This window comes from Pseudonocardia adelaidensis, from assembly GCF_039543345.1.
In the GTDB taxonomy this organism is placed as follows: domain Bacteria; phylum Actinomycetota; class Actinomycetes; order Mycobacteriales; family Pseudonocardiaceae; genus Pseudonocardia; species Pseudonocardia adelaidensis.
On the sequence record NZ_BAABJO010000003.1, the window covers coordinates 312,471 to 329,387 of the forward strand.

At 73.2% G+C, this 16,917-nt stretch carries 16 protein-coding genes; 5 read left to right on the forward strand and 11 right to left on the reverse strand.

Going from position 1 to position 16,917, the window contains the following annotated elements:
* Positions 1-72: 72 nt before the first annotated feature.
* The gene (locus tag ABEA81_RS05350; protein WP_345603647.1) at positions 73-1,701 is read left to right on the forward strand and encodes an ABC transporter substrate-binding protein; all 1,629 of its coding nucleotides are present in this window, start codon (positions 73-75) and stop codon (positions 1,699-1,701) included.
* Positions 1,702-1,883: 182 nt separating this feature from the next.
* The gene (locus ABEA81_RS05355) at positions 1,884-2,657 is read left to right on the forward strand and encodes a PIG-L deacetylase family protein (protein ID WP_345603648.1); all 774 of its coding nucleotides are present in this window, start codon (positions 1,884-1,886) and stop codon (positions 2,655-2,657) included.
* A 70-nt stretch (positions 2,658-2,727) separates the two neighbouring features.
* On the opposite strand, the gene ABEA81_RS05360 is transcribed toward ABEA81_RS05355, so the two are convergent.
* The 6 genes from ABEA81_RS05360 to ABEA81_RS05385 all read right to left on the reverse strand — a co-directional run bounded on the left by ABEA81_RS05360 (position 2,728) and on the right by ABEA81_RS05385 (position 8,378).
* On the reverse strand, positions 2,728-3,609 hold the full coding sequence (locus tag ABEA81_RS05360; RefSeq protein ID WP_345603649.1) for a phosphoribulokinase: 882 nt from the start codon (positions 3,607-3,609) through the stop codon (positions 2,728-2,730).
* A complete protein-coding gene (locus ABEA81_RS05365; RefSeq protein ID WP_345603650.1) occupies positions 3,546-4,493 on the reverse strand; it encodes a class 1 fructose-bisphosphatase in 948 nt (315 codons plus the stop codon). Before ABEA81_RS05365 ends, ABEA81_RS05360 begins: the two co-directional genes overlap by 64 nt.
* A 116-nt stretch (positions 4,494-4,609) precedes the next feature.
* Entirely contained in the window at positions 4,610-5,494 is an 885-nt protein-coding gene (locus tag ABEA81_RS05370; RefSeq protein WP_345603651.1) for a LysR family transcriptional regulator, read from the reverse strand.
* A 22-nt stretch (positions 5,495-5,516) separates the two neighbouring features.
* Complete coding sequence (cbbX, locus tag ABEA81_RS05375) at positions 5,517-6,494, reverse strand: CbbX protein (RefSeq protein WP_345603652.1); 978 nt, start codon at positions 6,492-6,494, stop codon at positions 5,517-5,519.
* Positions 6,495-6,497: 3 nt separating this feature from the next.
* The gene (locus tag ABEA81_RS05380; protein ID WP_345603653.1) at positions 6,498-6,923 is read right to left on the reverse strand and encodes a ribulose bisphosphate carboxylase small subunit; all 426 of its coding nucleotides are present in this window, start codon (positions 6,921-6,923) and stop codon (positions 6,498-6,500) included.
* A 24-nt stretch (positions 6,924-6,947) separates the two neighbouring features.
* Positions 6,948-8,378 carry a form I ribulose bisphosphate carboxylase large subunit gene (locus ABEA81_RS05385; protein WP_345603654.1) on the reverse strand — a complete coding sequence of 477 codons (1,431 nt, stop codon included), beginning with the start codon at positions 8,376-8,378 and terminating at the stop codon, positions 6,948-6,950.
* 164 nt (positions 8,379-8,542) lie between these two features.
* Between ABEA81_RS05385 and rpe the strand changes: the two genes are divergently transcribed.
* From rpe to ABEA81_RS05400, 3 genes are read left to right on the forward strand one after another with little or no spacing between them, the layout of a single operon-like run.
* On the forward strand, positions 8,543-9,226 hold the full coding sequence (gene rpe / locus ABEA81_RS05390) for a ribulose-phosphate 3-epimerase (protein WP_345603655.1): 684 nt from the start codon (positions 8,543-8,545) through the stop codon (positions 9,224-9,226).
* The gene (gene tkt, locus ABEA81_RS05395) at positions 9,223-11,274 is read left to right on the forward strand and encodes a transketolase (RefSeq protein WP_345603656.1); all 2,052 of its coding nucleotides are present in this window, start codon (positions 9,223-9,225) and stop codon (positions 11,272-11,274) included. Before rpe ends, tkt begins: the two co-directional genes overlap by 4 nt.
* A 2-nt stretch (positions 11,275-11,276) precedes the next feature.
* Complete coding sequence (locus ABEA81_RS05400; RefSeq protein WP_345603657.1) at positions 11,277-12,002, forward strand: HAD-IA family hydrolase; 726 nt, start codon at positions 11,277-11,279, stop codon at positions 12,000-12,002.
* Here the strand turns inward: ABEA81_RS05400 and ABEA81_RS05405 are convergent.
* Genes ABEA81_RS05405 through ABEA81_RS05430 form a run of 5 tightly spaced genes read right to left on the reverse strand, consistent with a single transcriptional unit; the run spans position 11,989 to position 16,913 of the window.
* Positions 11,989-12,648: a LysR family transcriptional regulator gene (locus tag ABEA81_RS05405; protein WP_425570454.1), complete on the reverse strand. Its 660-nt coding sequence runs from the start codon at positions 12,646-12,648 to the stop codon at positions 11,989-11,991. The two genes, ABEA81_RS05400 and ABEA81_RS05405, sit on opposite strands and share 14 nt — an antisense overlap.
* Positions 12,649-12,667: 19 nt before the next feature.
* On the reverse strand, positions 12,668-13,342 hold the full coding sequence (locus ABEA81_RS05415) for a GntR family transcriptional regulator (protein WP_345603658.1): 675 nt from the start codon (positions 13,340-13,342) through the stop codon (positions 12,668-12,670).
* A gap of 27 nt (positions 13,343-13,369) precedes the next feature.
* Entirely contained in the window at positions 13,370-14,260 is an 891-nt protein-coding gene (locus tag ABEA81_RS05420; protein WP_345603659.1) for an HpcH/HpaI aldolase/citrate lyase family protein, read from the reverse strand.
* On the reverse strand, positions 14,260-15,792 hold the full coding sequence (locus tag ABEA81_RS05425) for an aldehyde dehydrogenase (RefSeq protein ID WP_345603660.1): 1,533 nt from the start codon (positions 15,790-15,792) through the stop codon (positions 14,260-14,262). Before ABEA81_RS05425 ends, ABEA81_RS05420 begins: the two co-directional genes overlap by 1 nt.
* On the reverse strand, positions 15,789-16,913 hold the full coding sequence (locus ABEA81_RS05430; RefSeq protein ID WP_345603661.1) for a zinc-binding dehydrogenase: 1,125 nt from the start codon (positions 16,911-16,913) through the stop codon (positions 15,789-15,791). The genes ABEA81_RS05425 and ABEA81_RS05430 overlap by 4 nt, the downstream gene beginning before the upstream one ends.
* Between the last annotated feature and the right edge of the window lie 4 nt (positions 16,914-16,917).

Sequence of the window (16,917 nt, forward strand, 5' to 3'; positions counted from 1 at the left end):
TTGCCATGCTTCGGGCCCGGGGGCTACGGTCGCCGGATCCGGCCCCACCAACTCAATGGGGAGTTGAGAACGATGCGGCAGGCCCACCGCCCGTCGAGGTTCCTCGCGCTCGTCGCGACCGCTGTCGCCAGCGCGCTGCTCGCGGCGTGCGGCGCCGCGCCCGGCATCAACGCACCCGCCGACGTGGCGAACCGGGTCCGCACCATCAACCCCTACGGCGGTGACCCGGCCCAGGAGGGTGCGCCGAAGGACGGTGGGACCCTCCTGCTCGGCATGGACCGCGAGATCGTCAGCTTCGACCCGACCGTCCAGAACGCGAACCAGGCCGCGTCGGCCATCTACGACTACCTGCTGAAGCTCGGCCCGAAGGGCGAGATCGAGCCCTACATCGCCCGGTCGATGGACACCTCCGACGGCGGGCTCACCTGGAGGATGGCGCTCACGCCCGGCGTGCGGTTCTCCGACGGCACCCCGTTCGACGCCGAGGCGGTGATCACCAACACCCAGCGGCACATCGACAAGGTCTCCTCGCCCGCGCACCAGCTGACCGAGCGCATCGAGTCGATGCGCGCGGTCGACCCGACCACCGTGGAGTTCCGGCTCACCGAACCGACCGGCGACTTCGCCAGCGGCTTCGCGCAACCCTTCAGCACCGGCAGCCTCGCCTTCGTCGTCTCCCCGGCCGCGCTCGCGAAGTACGGCGACGACATCGGCAAGCACCCGGTCGGCGCCGGCCCGTTCACGTTCGTGGACTGGGTGCGCGACAACCGCCTCGTCATGGCCAAGAACCCCGACTACTGGCAGCAGGGCCTTCCCCACCTCGACGGGCTGGAGTTCCGGCCGCTCCCCGACACCGAGTCGCGCTGGGCGTCGATCGTCAACGGCGACGTCGACGTGGTCTTCGGCGGCTACATCGTCGAGCTCTCGCGGGCGATGGCCGACCCGAACCTCACGACGTACTACGCCACGGCCAACGGCGCCGAATGGGTGTACTTCAACTTCGCGCGGCCCCCGTTCGACGACCACCGGATGCGCGAGGCCGTGATCCGGGCGATCAACGTGAACGCGCTGAGCGTGAGCCAGTACGACAACCAGCTGCAGCCCGCGAAGAGCGTCTTCGGCGACGACAGCCCGTACCACGACCCGGCCGCGTCGGACGCGTGGCCCGCGTTCGACCCCGAGCGCGCCAAGCAGCTCGTCGACGAGTACCGGGCATCCGGCGGGAACCCCGACTTCACGTTCAAGACCTCCAACGCACCCAACCGGGTCGCCTTCGGCGAGTTCATCCAGGCGCAGATGGCCGCGATCGGCATCAACGTCCAGCTGCAGTTCTACGACCTGGCCCAGTTCTCGTCCGCCGTCGTGCAGAGCAACGACTTCCAGCTCACGAGCTGGGTGGGCGGGCCGTGGGAGTCGCCCTACCCGGCCGTGCACCGGCTCTTCCGCACCGACGGCCCCGGCAACTACGGCAAGTACTCCAACCCCCGGATGGACGAGCTGCTGGACCAAGCCCTCAACGCCGCCGACCCCGCGGAGCGGGCGCGGATCTACCAGCAGGTCGACCTGCTCGCCAACCAGGACCTCGTGCTGGGCTGGTACAGCCGCGGCTACCTCTCGACGATCGCCAAACCCGACGTGAAGGGCATCGTCCGCTACGTCTCGCGAGACATGTTCTACGCCACCGTCTGGCTCGACCGCTGACGGACCGGCCTGGGGTCCCGGCACCCGGGGTAGGCGTGGCCCGGGGGCCTCTGCGGCGCCGCACATGGTGGAACGGGCGAGTCGAGGGCATTGCCGAATCGGGGGCGCGCTGCCCAGGCTTGATCATGACAGACGGCATGAGATCCGCTGTGCTGTGCGCCGACGAAAGGACGGTTCGCCCCATGACCGAGCTGGTGCCTGCCCTGCCCGAGGAGTCCTTCGAGCGCGTGCTCTGCGTCGTCGCCCACCCCGATGACATGGAGTACGGCACCTCCGCCGCCGTCGCGCGCTGGACGGCGCGCGGGATCGAGGTCGGCTACCTGCTGCTCACCCGAGGGGAGGCGGGCATGCCGAACCCGCCGGAGGAGACCGCGCGCCTGCGCCTCGCCGAGCAGCGGGCAGCGTGCGCGGCCGTCGGCGTCGAGCACCTCACCGTGCTCGAACACCCCGACGGCATGCTCGTCTACGGCCTGGACCTGCGCCGCGACATCTGCCGGGAGATCCGCCGGTTCCGACCGGACGTCGTGATCGGGTCCGGGTTCGCGGTGGAAACGCCGATGGGCTTCGACCAGGCGGACCACCGGGCCGCCGGCCTGTCGACCGTCGACGCGGTGCGCGATGCCGGCAACCGGTGGGTCTTCGCGGAGCAGATCGACGACGAGGGACTCGAGCCCTGGAGCGTGCGGTGGATCCTCGTCCCGGGGATCGCCGCGAACCTCGACGTGACCCACGGCGTCGACGTCACCGGCGAACCGCTGCGGCGCGGCGTCGCGTCACTGGAGGCGCACGCCGCGTACCTGGCCGCGCTCCCGGGCCATCCCGCGCCCGCGGACTTCATCCCGATGATCCTCGCGATGAACGGGAAGGAGATGGGGGTCGCGCACGCGGTGCTGTTCCGGGCCCACGACCTGCAGGCGCCGCCGCCGCTGCTCACCGAGGCCATCGCCGACACCTGACACCGCGCACGTGACACCGCGCACGTGACACCGTGCCCGCCCGGCCGGACGACACCATCCGCGATCCGCGTCATGCCACCAGCTCGGCCCGGCGGCGCTCCATCAACCGCAGGATCATCGGCGTGAAGATCAGCTGCATCGCGAGGTCCATCTTCCCGCCGGGGCACACGATGGTGTTCGGCCGGGACATGAACGAGTTGTGCAGCATCGCGAGCAGGTAGGGGAAGTCGATCCCGTGCGGGTCGCGGAAGCGGATGATCAGCATCGACTCGTCGGCCGTCGGGATCGTGCGGGCGATGAACGGGTTGGAGGTGTCCACGGTGGGCACGCGCTGGAAGTTCACGTCGGTCCGGGAGAACTGCGGGCAGACGTAGTTCACGTAGTCCGGCATGCGGCGCAGGATGGTCTCGGTCACCGCTTCTGCAGTGTAGCCGCGCGTCACCTTGTCGCGGTGCAGTTTCTGGACCCACTCGAGGTTGATCACCGGGACGACGCCGACGCGCAGGTCCGCGTGCCGGGCGATGTCGACGGTGTCCGTGACGACCGCCCCGTGCAGGCCCTCGTAGAACAGGAGATCGGTGTCGTCCGGCAGGCTCTCCCACGGGGTGAACGTGCCGGCCTGCTGCCCGTAGGGGGCGGCCTCGCCCTCGTCGTGCAGGTATCTGCGGATCTTGCCGGTGCCGGTCTCGCCGTAGGTGCGGAAGAGCTCCTCGAGCTGGTCGAAGAGGTTGGCCTCGGGGCCGAAGTGGCTGAAGGTGTGGTCGCCGCGGGCGTGTGCGTCGGCCATCGCGGCCTTCATCTCGGCGCGGTCGTAGCGGTGGAAGCTGTCGCCCTCGACGTATGCGGCGTCGACGCCTTCCCGGCGGAAGATCTGCTGGAACGTGCGCATCACCGATGTGGTGCCCGCGCCGGACGAGCCGGTGATCGAGATGATCGGGTGCTTCCGTGACATGTGCTCTGCCTCCTCTCAGCGCAGCGGTCGACCAGTGCGACCTCCGCCGCCGTCCCGACGATCAGCGGGGAGCGCTGGTGCAGGGCGGTGGGGACGACGTCGAGCGCCCGGCCGCGTCCCGTGCTCGCCGCGCCCCCGGCCTGCTCGACGAGGAACGCGACGGCGTTGACCGCGTGGATCTTGTGGCCGGGGCCGGCGTACACACCGCCGCGGGTGAGGATCCGGTGCGCCTCGGCGGCGAGCGGCGCGGCCTGGTGCACCGCCGGCTGCCGGAACCGCCGGTGCGACGCGTCGATCACGAACCCGCCCGCGAGCGGTGGCACCCGGAGCGCCTCCCGGGTGAGGACGAACTCGCCGCGCGCGGGATCGAGGGTGAACGCGTACACGCCCCGGCCGAGGGTCAGCACGAGCGCCGTGGCCTGCCCGTAGAGGGCGTAGCCCGCGCAGACCTGTGCCGTGCCGGGCTGCAGGAAGTCCTGGGCCGTCGCGCCCACCCCCGGCCATGGCGTGCGCAGGATCGAGAAGATGCTGCCGGCGCACGCGTCGGGGTCGGTGCCCGGTGATCCGTCGAGCGGGTCGACGGCCAGCAGGTAGTCGCCTCGCGGGTGCACCGCGGATGGCACGTGGAGCTCGTCGGAGGCCATCCCCGCGAGCCGGCCGCTGCGCGCGGCGGCGCGCAGGAAGTAGTCCTCGGCGATCATGGCGAGCTCGTGCCGCATCCCGCCGTGCGTGCCGTGGAGCGCGCCCCCCGCCACGTGCTCGGCGACGGCCCCGCCGGCGACCGCGAGATGGAGGATCAGGGAGTCCAGGTCTGCGCCCTCGGCGCGGTGCCGCCGCCGGTCCTCGACGAGGAACTGCGCGAGGGTCGTCCGGTCGGCGGGCATCGGCTTCCTCCCAACCCGGTCGGCGGATGGAGGGCGGACTGCGTTCCAGCCGCCGGGTCCGAGGCTGCCCGCCGCCGCCGGCCCGGACATCCCCCTCGCGGGGGGTTGGCAGGGGGTCAGGGCCGCGGCGGGCGCCAGCCGAGCTCCGGTACGGCGAGCACGTGCTCGATCAGCAGCCGGGTGGACGGCGTCGGGTCCGGCTGGCTCACGATGTGCCATGGCCGCTCGAGCGGCACACCTGGCACCGGCAGCTCGACGAGCGCGCCGGAGTCCAGCCCGCGGCGCACGGCCTCGCGCGACACGAGCGTGACGCCGAGCCCGGCCACGGCCGCCGCGACGACCGCGCCGTTCGAGCCGAGCGTCATGCGCGGCGGGTCGACGTCGAGGCGCTCCAGGAGGGCCTCGCAGGTGGCCCGCATCCCCGACGCGGGCTCGCGCAGCAGCCACGTCGCGCGCGCCGGGTCGAACCCGGCGCGCTCGTCCGGCGCACCGACCACCACCAGCGCGTTGGGGCTGACCGCGCGCACCCGGGCGGAGAACAGGTCGTCCGGGGGCCGACCGGCGACGACGAGGTCGGCCTCGTGGCGCGCCAGCAGCGGCCACACCCGCCCCCGCGGCGCGACCTCCAGCCGCAGCATCACGCCGGGGTGCTTCGCCCGGAACGACGCGAGCAGGTCCGGGATGAGGAACTCCCCGGCCGTGGTGACCGCGGCCAGCCGGATCGCGCCGTGTTCGGGGTCGGACTCCGCGCGGGCGGCGAGGACGGCCTCGGCGTGCAGGCCCAGGATCCGCCGCGCGTACTCGGCGTACCGCTCCCCGGCCGGGGTGAGCCGGACGCCCCGGCCGTGGCGGGTGACCAGCGGGATGCCCACCTCCGCGCTGAGCGCGCTGACCGCCGACGAGACCGACGACTCGGTGACCACGAGCCGTTCCGCCGCGCCGCGCACCGATCCGCTGTCGGCCAGCTCGACCAGAGCGCGCAACCTGGCGTTGGTGGTCACCTCGTCGTCCGGTCCGTCCCCATCAGGCCGAGCGCACCGTCTTCGCGTGGGCGTCCTCGCGGAACACCCGGCTCGCGAGCAGGTCGGCGGCCTCGATCGTGGTCAGGGCCGCCAGGTCGACCCGCGGGTCGTCCTGGTCGAGGAGCCTACGCGCCTGCCGCAACCGGGCCCGTTCCATCGCGTTGCGGACGCTGCGCGCGTTGGCGAACCACGGTTGCCCGATGCGCCGCTCCAGGTAGGAGCGCAGGACCAGCCGGGCGTCGTCGGAGAGCCGGTAGGCCAGCTCGTCGGTCATCAGGACCGCGATCCGCTCGAGCTCGTCGACCGTGTAGTCCGGGAACGTGATGTGGTGGGCGATGCGGCTCTGCATGCCCGGGTTCGCCGCGAAGAAGACGTCCATCTTGTCGGCGTAGCCCGCCAGGATCACCACGAGGTCGTCGCGGTGGGCCTCCATCACCTGCAGCAGGATCTCGATCGACTCGGAACCGTAGTCCCGGTCGTTCTCGACCTTGTAGAGGTAGTACGCCTCGTCGATGAACAGCACGCCGCCCATCGCACGCTTGATGACGTCCTTGGTCTTCGGCGCGGTGTGGCCGACGTACTCCCCGACGAGGTCGTCGCGGGTGACGCTCACCAGGTGGCCGCGCCGCAGGTAGCCGAGCCGGTGCAGCAGGTCGGCCATCCGCAGCGCGACCGTCGTCTTGCCGGTGCCGGGGTTGCCGGTGAAGCACATGTGCAGGGTCGGTCGCCGCGCGGTGATCCCGTACCGCTCCCGCATCCGGTCGACGAGCAGCAGGGAGGCGATCTCCTCGATGCGCGTCTTCACGGGTGCCAGGCCGACCAGCTCCGCGTTCAGCCTCCCCAGCACCTCGTCGATGCCGGCCTCCCGCCGGGCCGCGGCCAGGTCGACCACGGCATCGGCGGGGAGGTGCGGGGCGGTCTCCTCGTCGCCCGATCCGGCCGCAGGGTCCGGTTGGTACCCGAAAGGCGTGCCGGCCACCGGTCAGCGCTCCCCGTACCGGTCGCCCGCGGGGCGGTCGGTCGCGTAGGAGTGGGTGGTGTAGCGAACCCTGCGGTCGGCCGCCTCCTGCCGTTCGAGCCGGAAGCCGGGCTCCTCCGCCGGCCGCTGCACGATGAACGACAGCGCCGTGGTCTGACGGCCCAGGCTCGCGTCGTAGGCGGTGAGCCGGACGTAGCCGTCCGGCTTGGCCTTGCGGCAGGCGTTGACCTCGAGCAGGATCCCGGCCGGGTCGCGCAGGTCGAACATCGGCAGGCCCCACATCTCCCAGTAGGTGTTGCGGGGGTGGGGGTCGTCGGTGAACTCCACCGACAGCGGCCAGCCCTTCCCCAGGCAGTACTCGATCTGCTTGGTGATCTCCTCGTCCGTGAGGTCGGGCAGGTAGGAGAAGGTGCCCTGGGTGATGCGCACAGTGTGACTCCTCGGGGCTCTCGATCACACCGTCGTCGGCGTCGCGACGACGTCGGGGGTGTCGGTGGACTCGTAGTTGAAGGTGATGTCGCCCCAGGTGGCCAGGGCCATGTCCAGCGCGCGGTTGCGCGAGGCGGCCTTGCGGAGGATGTTCTCGCCGTCGGCGTAGTAGTCGAGGCCCTCGTTCCGCGCCTTGATCATCGCTTCGAGCGCCACCCGGTTCGCCTCGGCGCCCGCCGCGATGCCCATCGGGTGCCCGATCGTGCCGCCGCCGAACTGCAGGATCACGTCCTCGCCGAGGTAGTGGATCAGCTGGTGCATCTGACCGGCGTGGATGCCGCCGGACGCCACGGGCATCACCGCGGGCATCGAGGCCCACTCCTGGTCGAAGTACAGGCCCTTGACCGGGTCGGCGGGCACCCGGTCGAGGCGCAGCGTGTCGTAGAAGCCCGCGGTCGTGTTCGGGTCGCCCTCCAGCTTCCCGACGACGGTCCCGGCGTGGATGTGGTCCACCCCGGCCAGGCGCATCCACTTGGCGATCACCCGGAAGCTCACGCCGTGGGTCTTCTGCCGCGTGTAGGTGCCGTGGCCCGCGCGGTGCAGGTGCAGGAGCACCCCGCCCGCCCGCGCCCAGTTCGCCATCGACTGGATCGCGGTGTAGCCGACCGTCAGGTCGATCATCACCACCACCGAGCCGAGCTCCTTGGCGAACTCCGCCCGCTCGTACATCTGCTCCATGGTCCCGGCGGTGACGTTGAGGTAGTGTCCCTTGATCTCGCCCGTGGCGGCCTGGGCGCGGTTGACCGCCTCCATGCAGAACAAGAACCGGTCGCGCCAGCGCATGAACGGCTGCGAGTTGATGTTCTCGTCGTCCTTGGTGAAGTCCAGGCCCCCGCGCAGCGCCTCGTAGACGACGCGGCCGTAGTTGCGCGCCGAGAGGCCGAGCTTCGGCTTGGTGGTCGCGCCGAGCAACGGCCGGCCGTACTTGTTGAGGTACTCGCGCTCGATGACGACCCCGTGGGCCGGACCCTGGAAGGTCTTCACGTACTGGGTGGGGATCCGCATGTCCTCCAGCCGCAACGCCTTGAGCGGCTTGAACCCGAACACGTTGCCGATGATCGAGCTCGTGAGGTTCGCGATCGAGCCCTCCTCGAACAGGTCGAGGTCGTAGGCGATCCAGGCGATGTACTGGCCCGGCGTGCCCGCAACGGCCTCGATCCGGTAGCACTTCGCCTGGTAGTGCTCGTACGTGGTGAGGCGGTCGGTCCACACCACCGTCCAGGTCGCCGTGCTCGACTCGCCCGCGACGGCGGCGCCCGCCTCCTCCGGGGGCACCCCGTCCTGGGGTGTGATCCGGAAGGTGCAGAGCACGTCCGAGTCCTTGGGCGTGTAGTCGGGCTGCCAGTAGCCCATCTCGGCGTAGGGGATGACGCCGGCGTTCCATCGCTCCGTCATGCCGTCGATGCTCGCGTGCCCGACACCTCTAGGTCCATCGAAACTTCCCCGCGGACACTTGAGTGAAAACCGAAGAATCGGCGATCCCCCGGTGAACCCCCGCAGCGGGGGACGAGGAACCGGCGGGGCCCGCATACCGTCGCCGCCGTCGAGGAGGTGACGTGATGGCGGAGACGGGCTCCCCGTTGCTGGTCGCATCGGTCCTGCCGGCCGATCTCGCCGAGCTGGGCCGCGCGGTCCAGGAGATCGAGAAGGCCGGCGTCGACCGGATCCAGTGGGACGTGATGGACGGCAGGTTCGTCCCGAACATCACCTTCGGGCCGGACGTGATCGCCGCGTGCCGGGACCGGGTGGACCTGGGCTTCGAGGCGCACCTCATGGTCGAGGACCCCGACCCGATGCTGTCCCGGTGGGTGGACGCGGGCTGCGGGATCGTCATCGTCCACGCGGAGGCGACCCGCCACCTGCACCGCACGCTGGGGCGGATCCGCGACCTCGGCGCCCGGGCCGGGGTCGCGCTCAACCCCGCCACGCCGCTGGCCGCCGTCGAGCACGTGCTCGACCAGGTCGACCTGCTGCTGGTGATGACCGTGAACCCCGGGTTCGGCGGGCAGGCGTACCTGGCGGGGATGGAGCCGAAGATCGCCGCGGCCCGCAGCGAGATCGATCGGCGCGGGCTTGCCGTCGAGCTGGAGGTCGACGGGGGCATCGGCCCCGCCACGATCGCGGGGGTCGCCCGTGCGGGCGCCCGGGTGTTCTGTGCCGGGTCCGCCCTGTTCAGCGGCCCGGGGACGATGTTCGACCGGGCCGCCGGGATGCGCGCGGCCGCGGCGGAGGGGATCGCATGACGCACCGGGCGGACCGGGCGGCCACGGTGCTCGCCGCACCGGCCGACGACGTCGACGACCTGGCGGTCCGGACGCTGCGGTTCCTCGCCGCCGATGCCGTCCAGGCCGCGTCCAGCGGCCACCCCGGGCTCCCGCTGGGCGCGGCCCCCGCCGCGTGGGTGCTGTGGTCGCGCCACCTGCGCCACGACCCGGCCGACCCCGGTTGGCCCGATCGCGACCGGTTCGTCCTGTCCGCGGGCCACGGCTCCGCGCTGCTGTACGCGCTGCTGCACGTCACGGGCTACGACCTGCCCGTCGCGGAGCTCGCGCGGTTCCGCAGGCTCGGCTCCCGCACCCCCGGCCACCCCGAGCACGGCAGGACGCCCGGCGTCGAGACCACCACGGGACCGCTGGGCCAGGGGTTGGCCAATGCGGTGGGGATGGCCCTCGCGGAGCGGATGCTGGCCGCGCGCTGCAACGTCGACGGGCACCGGGTCGTCGGCCACCGCACGTGGGCGCTGGTCGGCGACGGCTGCCTCATGGAGGGGATCAGCCACGAGGCGGCGTCGCTGGCGGGCAGGCTCGGGCTCGGCGGGCTCACGGTCGTCTTCGACGACAACGACGTCACGATCGACGGACCGGCCCGGCGCAGCTGCGCCGACGACGTGGAAGCCCGGTTCCGGGCCTACGGCTGGGCCACGCTGCGGGTGGAGGACGGCACCGACCTGGATGCCCTCGACCGCGCGTACGCGGAGGCCGCCGACGACGAGCGGCCGGCGTTCATCGCCGTCCGCACCACGATCGGGCACGGCGCCCCCGGCGTCGCGGGCACGTCGAAGGCGCACGGCAGCCCGCTGGGCGAGGCGGCGATCGCGGAGATGCGGCGCCGGTGGTCCTGGCCGGACACCCCGTTCCACGTGCCGCCGGCGGTGCGGCTCGCGGTTGCCGAGCGGCGCGCCCGGTGGGCCGCCGACCGGGCGGAGTGGGTGCGCGCGCACGCCCGCTGGCGCACCGCCCACCCCTGCCTGGCCGCGGAGTTCCCCCTGGACCGCATCCCGGCGCCCCCCGACCCCGCCGACCGCCCGCTGGTCGATGACCGGGCGGCCGGCGGGCCGATGGCCACCCGGAAGGCGTCGGGTGCCGCGCTCGCAGCACTGGCGGACGCCTATCCGGCGCTGGTGGGCGGCTCGGCCGACCTCGCGTCGTCGACCGGCACCGCGATCCCCGGTGGGGACGTGACCCCGGTGGACTTCGCGGGGCGCACGATCCACTTCGGGATCCGGGAACACGGGATGGCCGCGGCCCTGAACGGGATCGCGCTGCACGGTGGGTTACGCCCCTTCGGCAGCACGTTCCTCGTCTTCTCCGACTACCTGCGCCCCGCGCTGCGGTTGTCCGCGCTGATGCGGCTCCCGGTCGTCCACGTGTTCACCCACGACTCCGTGTACGTGGGCGAGGACGGGCCGACGCACCAGCCCGTCGAGCAGCTCGAGTCGCTGCGCCTGATCCCGGGCCTCACCGTGCTCCGCCCCGCCGACGCCGCGGAGACCGGGCTGGCGTGGGAGCTCGCGGCCGCCGACCTCGACGGCCCCACCGCCCTCGTGCTGAGCAGGCAGGACCTCCCGGTGCTCGGCGCCGAGGGCCTCGCGGACGTCCGGCGCTGCGGCGCGCGGACCGTCGCGGACCCCCCGGGCGCGATCGACGTGGTCCTCGCCGCCAGTGGCTCGGAGGTGGCACTGGCGTTGGAGGCGGCGGCGGTGCTGCGCGCCGGTGGGGTCCGGGCCCGCGTGGTGTCGGTGATGTGGCGCGAGCGGTTCGAGGAGGCCCTGCGCGCCGGGTCGTTCCGGCTGCCCGCCGCCCCGGTGGTGTGGGTCGAGGCCGGGTCGCCCACGGGCTGGCGGGCGGTCGCCGGGCCCCGGGACGCCGTCGTCGGCATCGACCGGTTCGGTGCGAGCGGGCCCGGGAGCGCGGTCGCCGCGCACCTCGGGTTGTCGGTCGAGGCGGTCGCCCGGGCGACCCGGCGGCTGGTCGGCCGCGACCGCGCCGGTGTCGCGGCGGACGGCGGGTAGCGATGGGACCCGAGCTGCGTGCCGTGGTCTTCGACGTGGACGGCACGCTCGCCGACACCGAACGCGACGGCCACCGGCCCGCCTTCAACACCGCGTTCGCCGAGCACGGCGTGGACGTCGAGTGGGGCGTCGCCGAGTACGGGCGCCTGCTCGCGATCACCGGCGGCAGCCGGCGCATCGCCGCCGACCTGCGGGCCCGCGGTCTCGGCGACGCGGCCGCGGAGGAGCTCGCCACCCGCGTCCACCGCACGAAGACCGCCCTGTTCACCGAGCGCGTCGTGAGCGGGGCGATCGTCGCCCGTCCCGGGCTGCCCGAGCTGGTCGCCGATCTCGCCACGGCCGGTATCCGCCTGGCCGTGGCCACCACGGGCAGCCGGTCGTGGGTCGAGCCGCTCCTCGACCGGCTGCTGGGCGGGCATCCGGTCGAGGTCGTCGTGACGGGGGACGACGTGGCCGAGCTCAAGCCGCATCCCGAGGTCTACCTGCGCGCCCTCGCCGCACTCGGCCTGCCGGCCGCCGAGGCGCTGGCCGTGGAGGACTCGGCGGTCGGGCTGCGCGCGGCGACCGCGGCCGGCCTGGCCACGGTCGTGGTGACCAACGGCTACACCGCCGGCCAGGACTTCGCCGGTGCGGCGGCCGTACTGGCCGGGTACGCCGGCCCCGAGCCGCTCACCGCTCGGCGCTGCCGGGACCTGCACCGGGCGGCCACCCGCACTACCTGCCGGTGAAGACCGGTTCCCGCCGTTCCAGGAACGCCCGGGCCGCCTCGCGGGCGTCGTCGGTGTGGAACGTTGCGACCATCCGCTCGCTCTCGACGTCGAGGTAGTCGGCCACGGGCATCCGGTCCGCGTCGCGCAGGTTGGCCTTCATCGCCCGGACGGCGCGCGGGGCGCTCGCCGCGAGCTGTGCGGTGAGGGCGGCGAGGTCGGCGGGGAAGGACTCGGCGGGGGTCACCCTGGTCACCAGGCCCGCGGCCCGCGCCTCCCGCGCGGGCAGCTGCGCCGGGAGCAGGAACAGCTCGCGGGTTCTCGCCTGGCGAGGATGCGGGTCGCGAACCAGATCCCGCCGAGGTCGCCGGACAGACCGGCGCCGAGGAACGCGGTGTTGAACACGGCCGTCTCGGGCGCGATCCGCAGGTCGCAGGCCAGCGCGAGGGAGAGCCAGCATCTGCCGGGCCGGCCCGATGAGGGCCTCGCCCGCGGGCGCGAGCACCAGGCCGCGCCCCACGCGGTGGAACAGGTCCGCCTGCAGGTCCCTCTCCAAGCGGCGCAGGGACTGGCTCAGCGACGGCTGCGCGACGTGCAGCGCCGCCGCCCGGTGCACCCCGCCGTGCTCCACGACGGCGAGGAAGTACTCGAGCTGACGCAGGTCCACGGGCGGAGTCTCGCAGCTGTCAGGTGTCGGGAGCGCCGATGGCGCGGAGGTGCTCGATGGTGGCCTTCTTGCCGCGCTCGATGTGCGTGAGCATGGCACCGCCTGCCGCGTCGGCCTCGCGGGCGAGCAGCGCCTCGGTGACGGCGAGGTGGTCGAGCACGGACCGGTGGCGTCGGTGGATGAACCAGATCGCCTGGTACGGCACCCCGGTCCAGAGGCGGTCGATGAACTCGTCGAGGAACGCGGAGTGGGCGGCCTCGTACACGGCCCGGTGCCACAGGGCGTTGAGGTCGACGACCACCCCCTGCTCCCCGCCCTCCTTCTCGGCGGCGGCGCGGAACTCCTCGTGCAGCCCGCGGATCTCCTCGAGCTCCTGCGCGGACGCCCGTTGCGCCGCGAGCCTCGTCGCCAGCGGTTCGAGCGTCTGGCGCAGCAGGTAGATCTCCTCGGCGCGCGGGATCGAGTACCGGGTGACGACGTGGCCGTGGTGCGGGCGGTACTCGACGAGCCCGTGCGCCTGGAGCATCCGCAGCGCCTCCCGTATGGGTGTGAGGCTCATCTGCATGTCGTCCGAGAGGCTCTGCAGGGTCAGCTTCGCGCCGCCCGGGAGCTGCCCGCGTTCGATCTGCCGTCGGATCGCGGTGAAGGCTTCCTCGGCCTTCGTCGTCGCGCCGCGATCCCGCTTGCCCGGCATCGGGCCCCTTCCTGGTCGGTCGTCGGGTCAGCCGCCCTCGGCGAGGAGGGCCCGCGCCCGGTGGGCGATCGGATAGTCGACGAACGTACCGTCGTCGAGCCGGATGGAGGAGACGCCGGCGGCCTCCGCCTCGCGGAACGCCTCGTCCACGCGCCGCGCCCACCGCAGCTGCTCGGCGGTGGGGGCGAACGCCGCCGCGACGACGGGGAGCTGGCGGGGGTGGAGCACCTGCTTGCCGCCGAACCCCAGGCGCCTCGCCGCCGCCGCGGAGCGTGCGAGGCCCTCGGCGTCGTCGAGGTCGAGGTGGGGCCCGTCGATCGGCTGCGGGCGCCCGGCGGCCGCGGCGGCCAGCACGAGCTGGGACCGGGCGACGAACAGCTCCTCGCCGTCCGCGGTGGGGGTCACCCCCAGCTCGCGGGAGAGGTCGGCCGGGCCGAAGGCGAGCGTGAGCACCCGTTCGTCGGCGGCGGCGACGTCGCGTGCCGCAGCGATCCCCGCCGCGGTCTCGACCAGCGGGATGATGCGGGTCCGGCCCTGCTCGAGGCCCGCCCGGCGCTCGGCCTGCGCGAGGAGGGCGGCCGCGCGCCGGACGGCGTCCGGGCTCGAGCTCATCGGCACCATCACCAGGTCGACCCGGCCGAGCACCGGCTCGAGCGCCTCGACGTCCGCCTCGGCGAGGCCGGTGTCGACGGCGTTGATGCGCACCGTGACCACCGGCCCGCCGGCCGGGAGGGCCGCGAGCGCTCCGGCGGCCGCGCGCCGCGCCGCGTCCTTGCGCGACAGGGCGACCGCGTCCTCGAGGTCGACGACGATCGCGTCCGCACCCGCGGCGGCGGCCTTGGGGATGCGGTCCGGTCGGTCGCCGGGGACGAACAGCAGCGTGCGCAGCCGCGGCCGCGTCTGGTTCTCGGGTGCCATCACAGGTCTGCGTACCAGTTCGGGAGCTCGTCCTGCATGTCCACCCACACCGACTTGACCCGCGTGTAGTGCTCCATGACCTGCAGGCCGCCCTCCCGGCCGTACCCGGACTGCTTGTAGCCGCCGAACGGCACGAGGTGGTTGATCGTGCGGGTCGTGTTCACCCAGACCAGCCCGGCCTCGATCCCGGCTGCCACCCGGTGGGCCCTGGCGACGTCCCGCGTCCAGACCGACCCGGCGAGGCCGTACTCGGTGTCGTTGGCCTTGGCCAGCGCGTCGGCCTCGTCGGTGAAGGTCATCACCCCGGTCACCGGGCCGAAGATCTCCTCGCGGATCATCCGCATCGAGTTGTCGACGCCGTCCAGGATCGTCGGGCTGAAGTAGTAGCCGTCGGCGAGCGCCGGGTCGGTGGGCCGCGAGCCGCCGCACACGAGCGTCGCCCCGTCCTGCCTGCCGCTCTCGACGTAGCCGGCGATCTTGTCGCGGTGCTGCGCGGAGATCTGGGCGCCCATCTGGGTCGTGGGGGCGAGGGGGTCCCCGACCCGGATGCGGCGGGCGAGCGCGGCGAACCGGTCGAGGAACTCGTCGTGGACCGAGTCCTGCACGAGGATGCGCGAGGCGGCCTGGCAGGTCTGGCCTGCCGCCGAGAAGATGCCGTACGCGGTGCGGTGCACGGCGGTGTCGAGGTCGGCGTCGGCGAAGACGACCGTCGGGGACTTGCCGCCCAGCTCGAACGTGACGAGCTTGAGGTCGGCCGCGGCCGTGGCGGCGATCTGCCTGCCCACCTCGGTGGACCCGGTGAAGGCGATCTTGTCGACTCCCGGGTGGGCCACGAGCGCGGCGCCCGCCGGTTCGCCCAGGCCGGTCACGACGTTGAACACCCCGTCCGGCAGCCCGGCCTCGGCGATCAGGTGTGCGAAGGCGATCGAGGACACCGAGGTCTCCTCGGCGGGCTTGAGCACGATCGTGTTGCCGCCCGCGAGCGCCGGGCTGAGCTTCCAGGCCAGCATCAGCAGCGGGGAGTTCCACGGCACGATCGCGCCCACCACCCCGACCGGCTCGCGGCGGGTGTAGGTGAACGCCGAGGCCGCCTGCGGGTGGGTCTCGCCGAGGACGGTCTGGCACACGCCGGCGAAGTACTCGAAGTACCGCACGATCGCGTCGATCTCGGCGCGGACCTCCCGCAGCGGCTTGCCGTTGTCCCGCGACTCGATGACGGCCAGCTCCTCGCGGTGCCGGTCGACGACGGCGGCGATGCGGATCAGGAAGCGGGCCCGGTCGGCGGCACTGATGCGGGTCCACTCGCCGGTCAGGGCGTGCCGGGCCGCGGTGACGGCACGGTCGACGTCGGCGGCGGACGAGCGGGGGAGCGTGGCCCAGACGCGGCCGCTGCGCGGCTCGTAGGAGTCGAACACCGCGCCGTCCGCGGCTGCGGTCCACTCCCCGCCGAGGAGCATCGACAGGGCGACCGGGCCACCGGCGCCCGACCGCTCGGTCGAGGCCAGGGTGGCCACGAGGTCGGTACCGGTCATCGGGGGGAACCTCCGGGGAGCAGGACTGGCTTGATCTCCTGGAACGCCTGCATGCGCCCGATCACGTCGTTGACCTGGTCGAGCGGGTACTGCCCGCTGATCAGCCGGTCGAAGGGCAGGCGGTCGGCGTAGCGCTCCAGCACCACGAGCGCCTCGTGGTAGTGCGAGACGTCGCCGGAGAACGAGCCGATCACGGTGAGGTTCTTCTTCGTGATCGTGCCGGGGGCGATCGGCGTGGTGCCGGAGCCGAGCTGGCCCACCACGAGGTAGCGGGCCCCGAGGCCGGCCATCTCGACCCCCTCCGCGAACGCGGCGGGGTGTCCGGAGAACTCGGCGACGAGGTCGGCACCCGGCCCACCGGTCGCCTCGCGCACCCGGGCGAGCCGGTCGGCCGGGTCCGGCACCTCGTCGAGGGAGATCACCTCGTCGGCGCCGAACTCCGTCGCGAGCCGCAGGCGCGCGTCGGGCGCGCCGACCGTCACGACGCGCCCCGCACCGGCCTGCGCGAAGAGCCCGGTGGCGAGGATCCCGAGCGGACCGGCCCCCTGGACGACCACGGTGTGCTCCGGGCCCACCCGCCCCGCCTGCTCCACGGCGTTGACCACCGAGCGCAGCGCGCAGCTGGCCATGCTGGCGAGCGCGTCCGGGACCGCGTCCGGCACGCGGACGCGGCCCGACCCCGGCAGGACGTACGCGTGGCGGGCGAACCCGCCCATCAGGTACGGCCAGTCCTCCATCGAGACGTGGCCGTACGCGGTGCGGTTCCGGCACATGGCGGGCCGTTTGCGCGTGCACATCTCGCAGCGCCCGCAGAACGAGTGGGTCCAGATCACGCGGTCGCCGATCCGCAGGTCCTGGCCGACGGAGTCGACCTGCGCGCCGTCGCCGATCGCGATGATCCGGCCGACCATCTCGTGCCCGAGGATCAGCGGCAGCCGGATGTCGAGGGCCAGCGAGCCCTCCCAGCAGTGCACGTCCGTGCCGCACAGCGAGCACGCGACGACCTCGACGAGCAGCCCGCCCGCGTCGACGGTGGGCGGCACGGGCACCTCCTCGATGCCGATCGGCTCACCGAACGCGCGGACGACCGCCGCGAGCGTGTGGTCGGGAATGGCCGTCATCTGC

Coding starts and splice junctions, on each gene's coding strand:
- ABEA81_RS05360 (WP_345603649.1), bottom strand. CDS start 3,609: ATGTCACGGAAGCACCCGATCATCTCGATCACCGGCTCGTCCGGCGCG.
- ABEA81_RS05355 (WP_345603648.1), top strand. CDS start 1,884: ATGACCGAGCTGGTGCCTGCCCTGCCCGAGGAGTCCTTCGAGCGCGTG.
- tkt (WP_345603656.1), top strand. CDS start 9,223: ATGACGCACCGGGCGGACCGGGCGGCCACGGTGCTCGCCGCACCGGCC.
- ABEA81_RS05415 (WP_345603658.1), bottom strand. CDS start 13,342: ATGCCGGGCAAGCGGGATCGCGGCGCGACGACGAAGGCCGAGGAAGCC.
- ABEA81_RS05430 (WP_345603661.1), bottom strand. CDS start 16,913: ATGACGGCCATTCCCGACCACACGCTCGCGGCGGTCGTCCGCGCGTTC.
- ABEA81_RS05385 (WP_345603654.1), bottom strand. CDS start 8,378: ATGACGGAGCGATGGAACGCCGGCGTCATCCCCTACGCCGAGATGGGC.
- ABEA81_RS05400 (WP_345603657.1), top strand. CDS start 11,277: ATGGGACCCGAGCTGCGTGCCGTGGTCTTCGACGTGGACGGCACGCTC.
- ABEA81_RS05350 (WP_345603647.1), top strand. CDS start 73: ATGCGGCAGGCCCACCGCCCGTCGAGGTTCCTCGCGCTCGTCGCGACC.
- ABEA81_RS05425 (WP_345603660.1), bottom strand. CDS start 15,792: ATGACCGGTACCGACCTCGTGGCCACCCTGGCCTCGACCGAGCGGTCG.
- ABEA81_RS05365 (WP_345603650.1), bottom strand. CDS start 4,493: ATGCCCGCCGACCGGACGACCCTCGCGCAGTTCCTCGTCGAGGACCGG.
- ABEA81_RS05420 (WP_345603659.1), bottom strand. CDS start 14,260: ATGGCACCCGAGAACCAGACGCGGCCGCGGCTGCGCACGCTGCTGTTC.
- rpe (WP_345603655.1), top strand. CDS start 8,543: ATGGCGGAGACGGGCTCCCCGTTGCTGGTCGCATCGGTCCTGCCGGCC.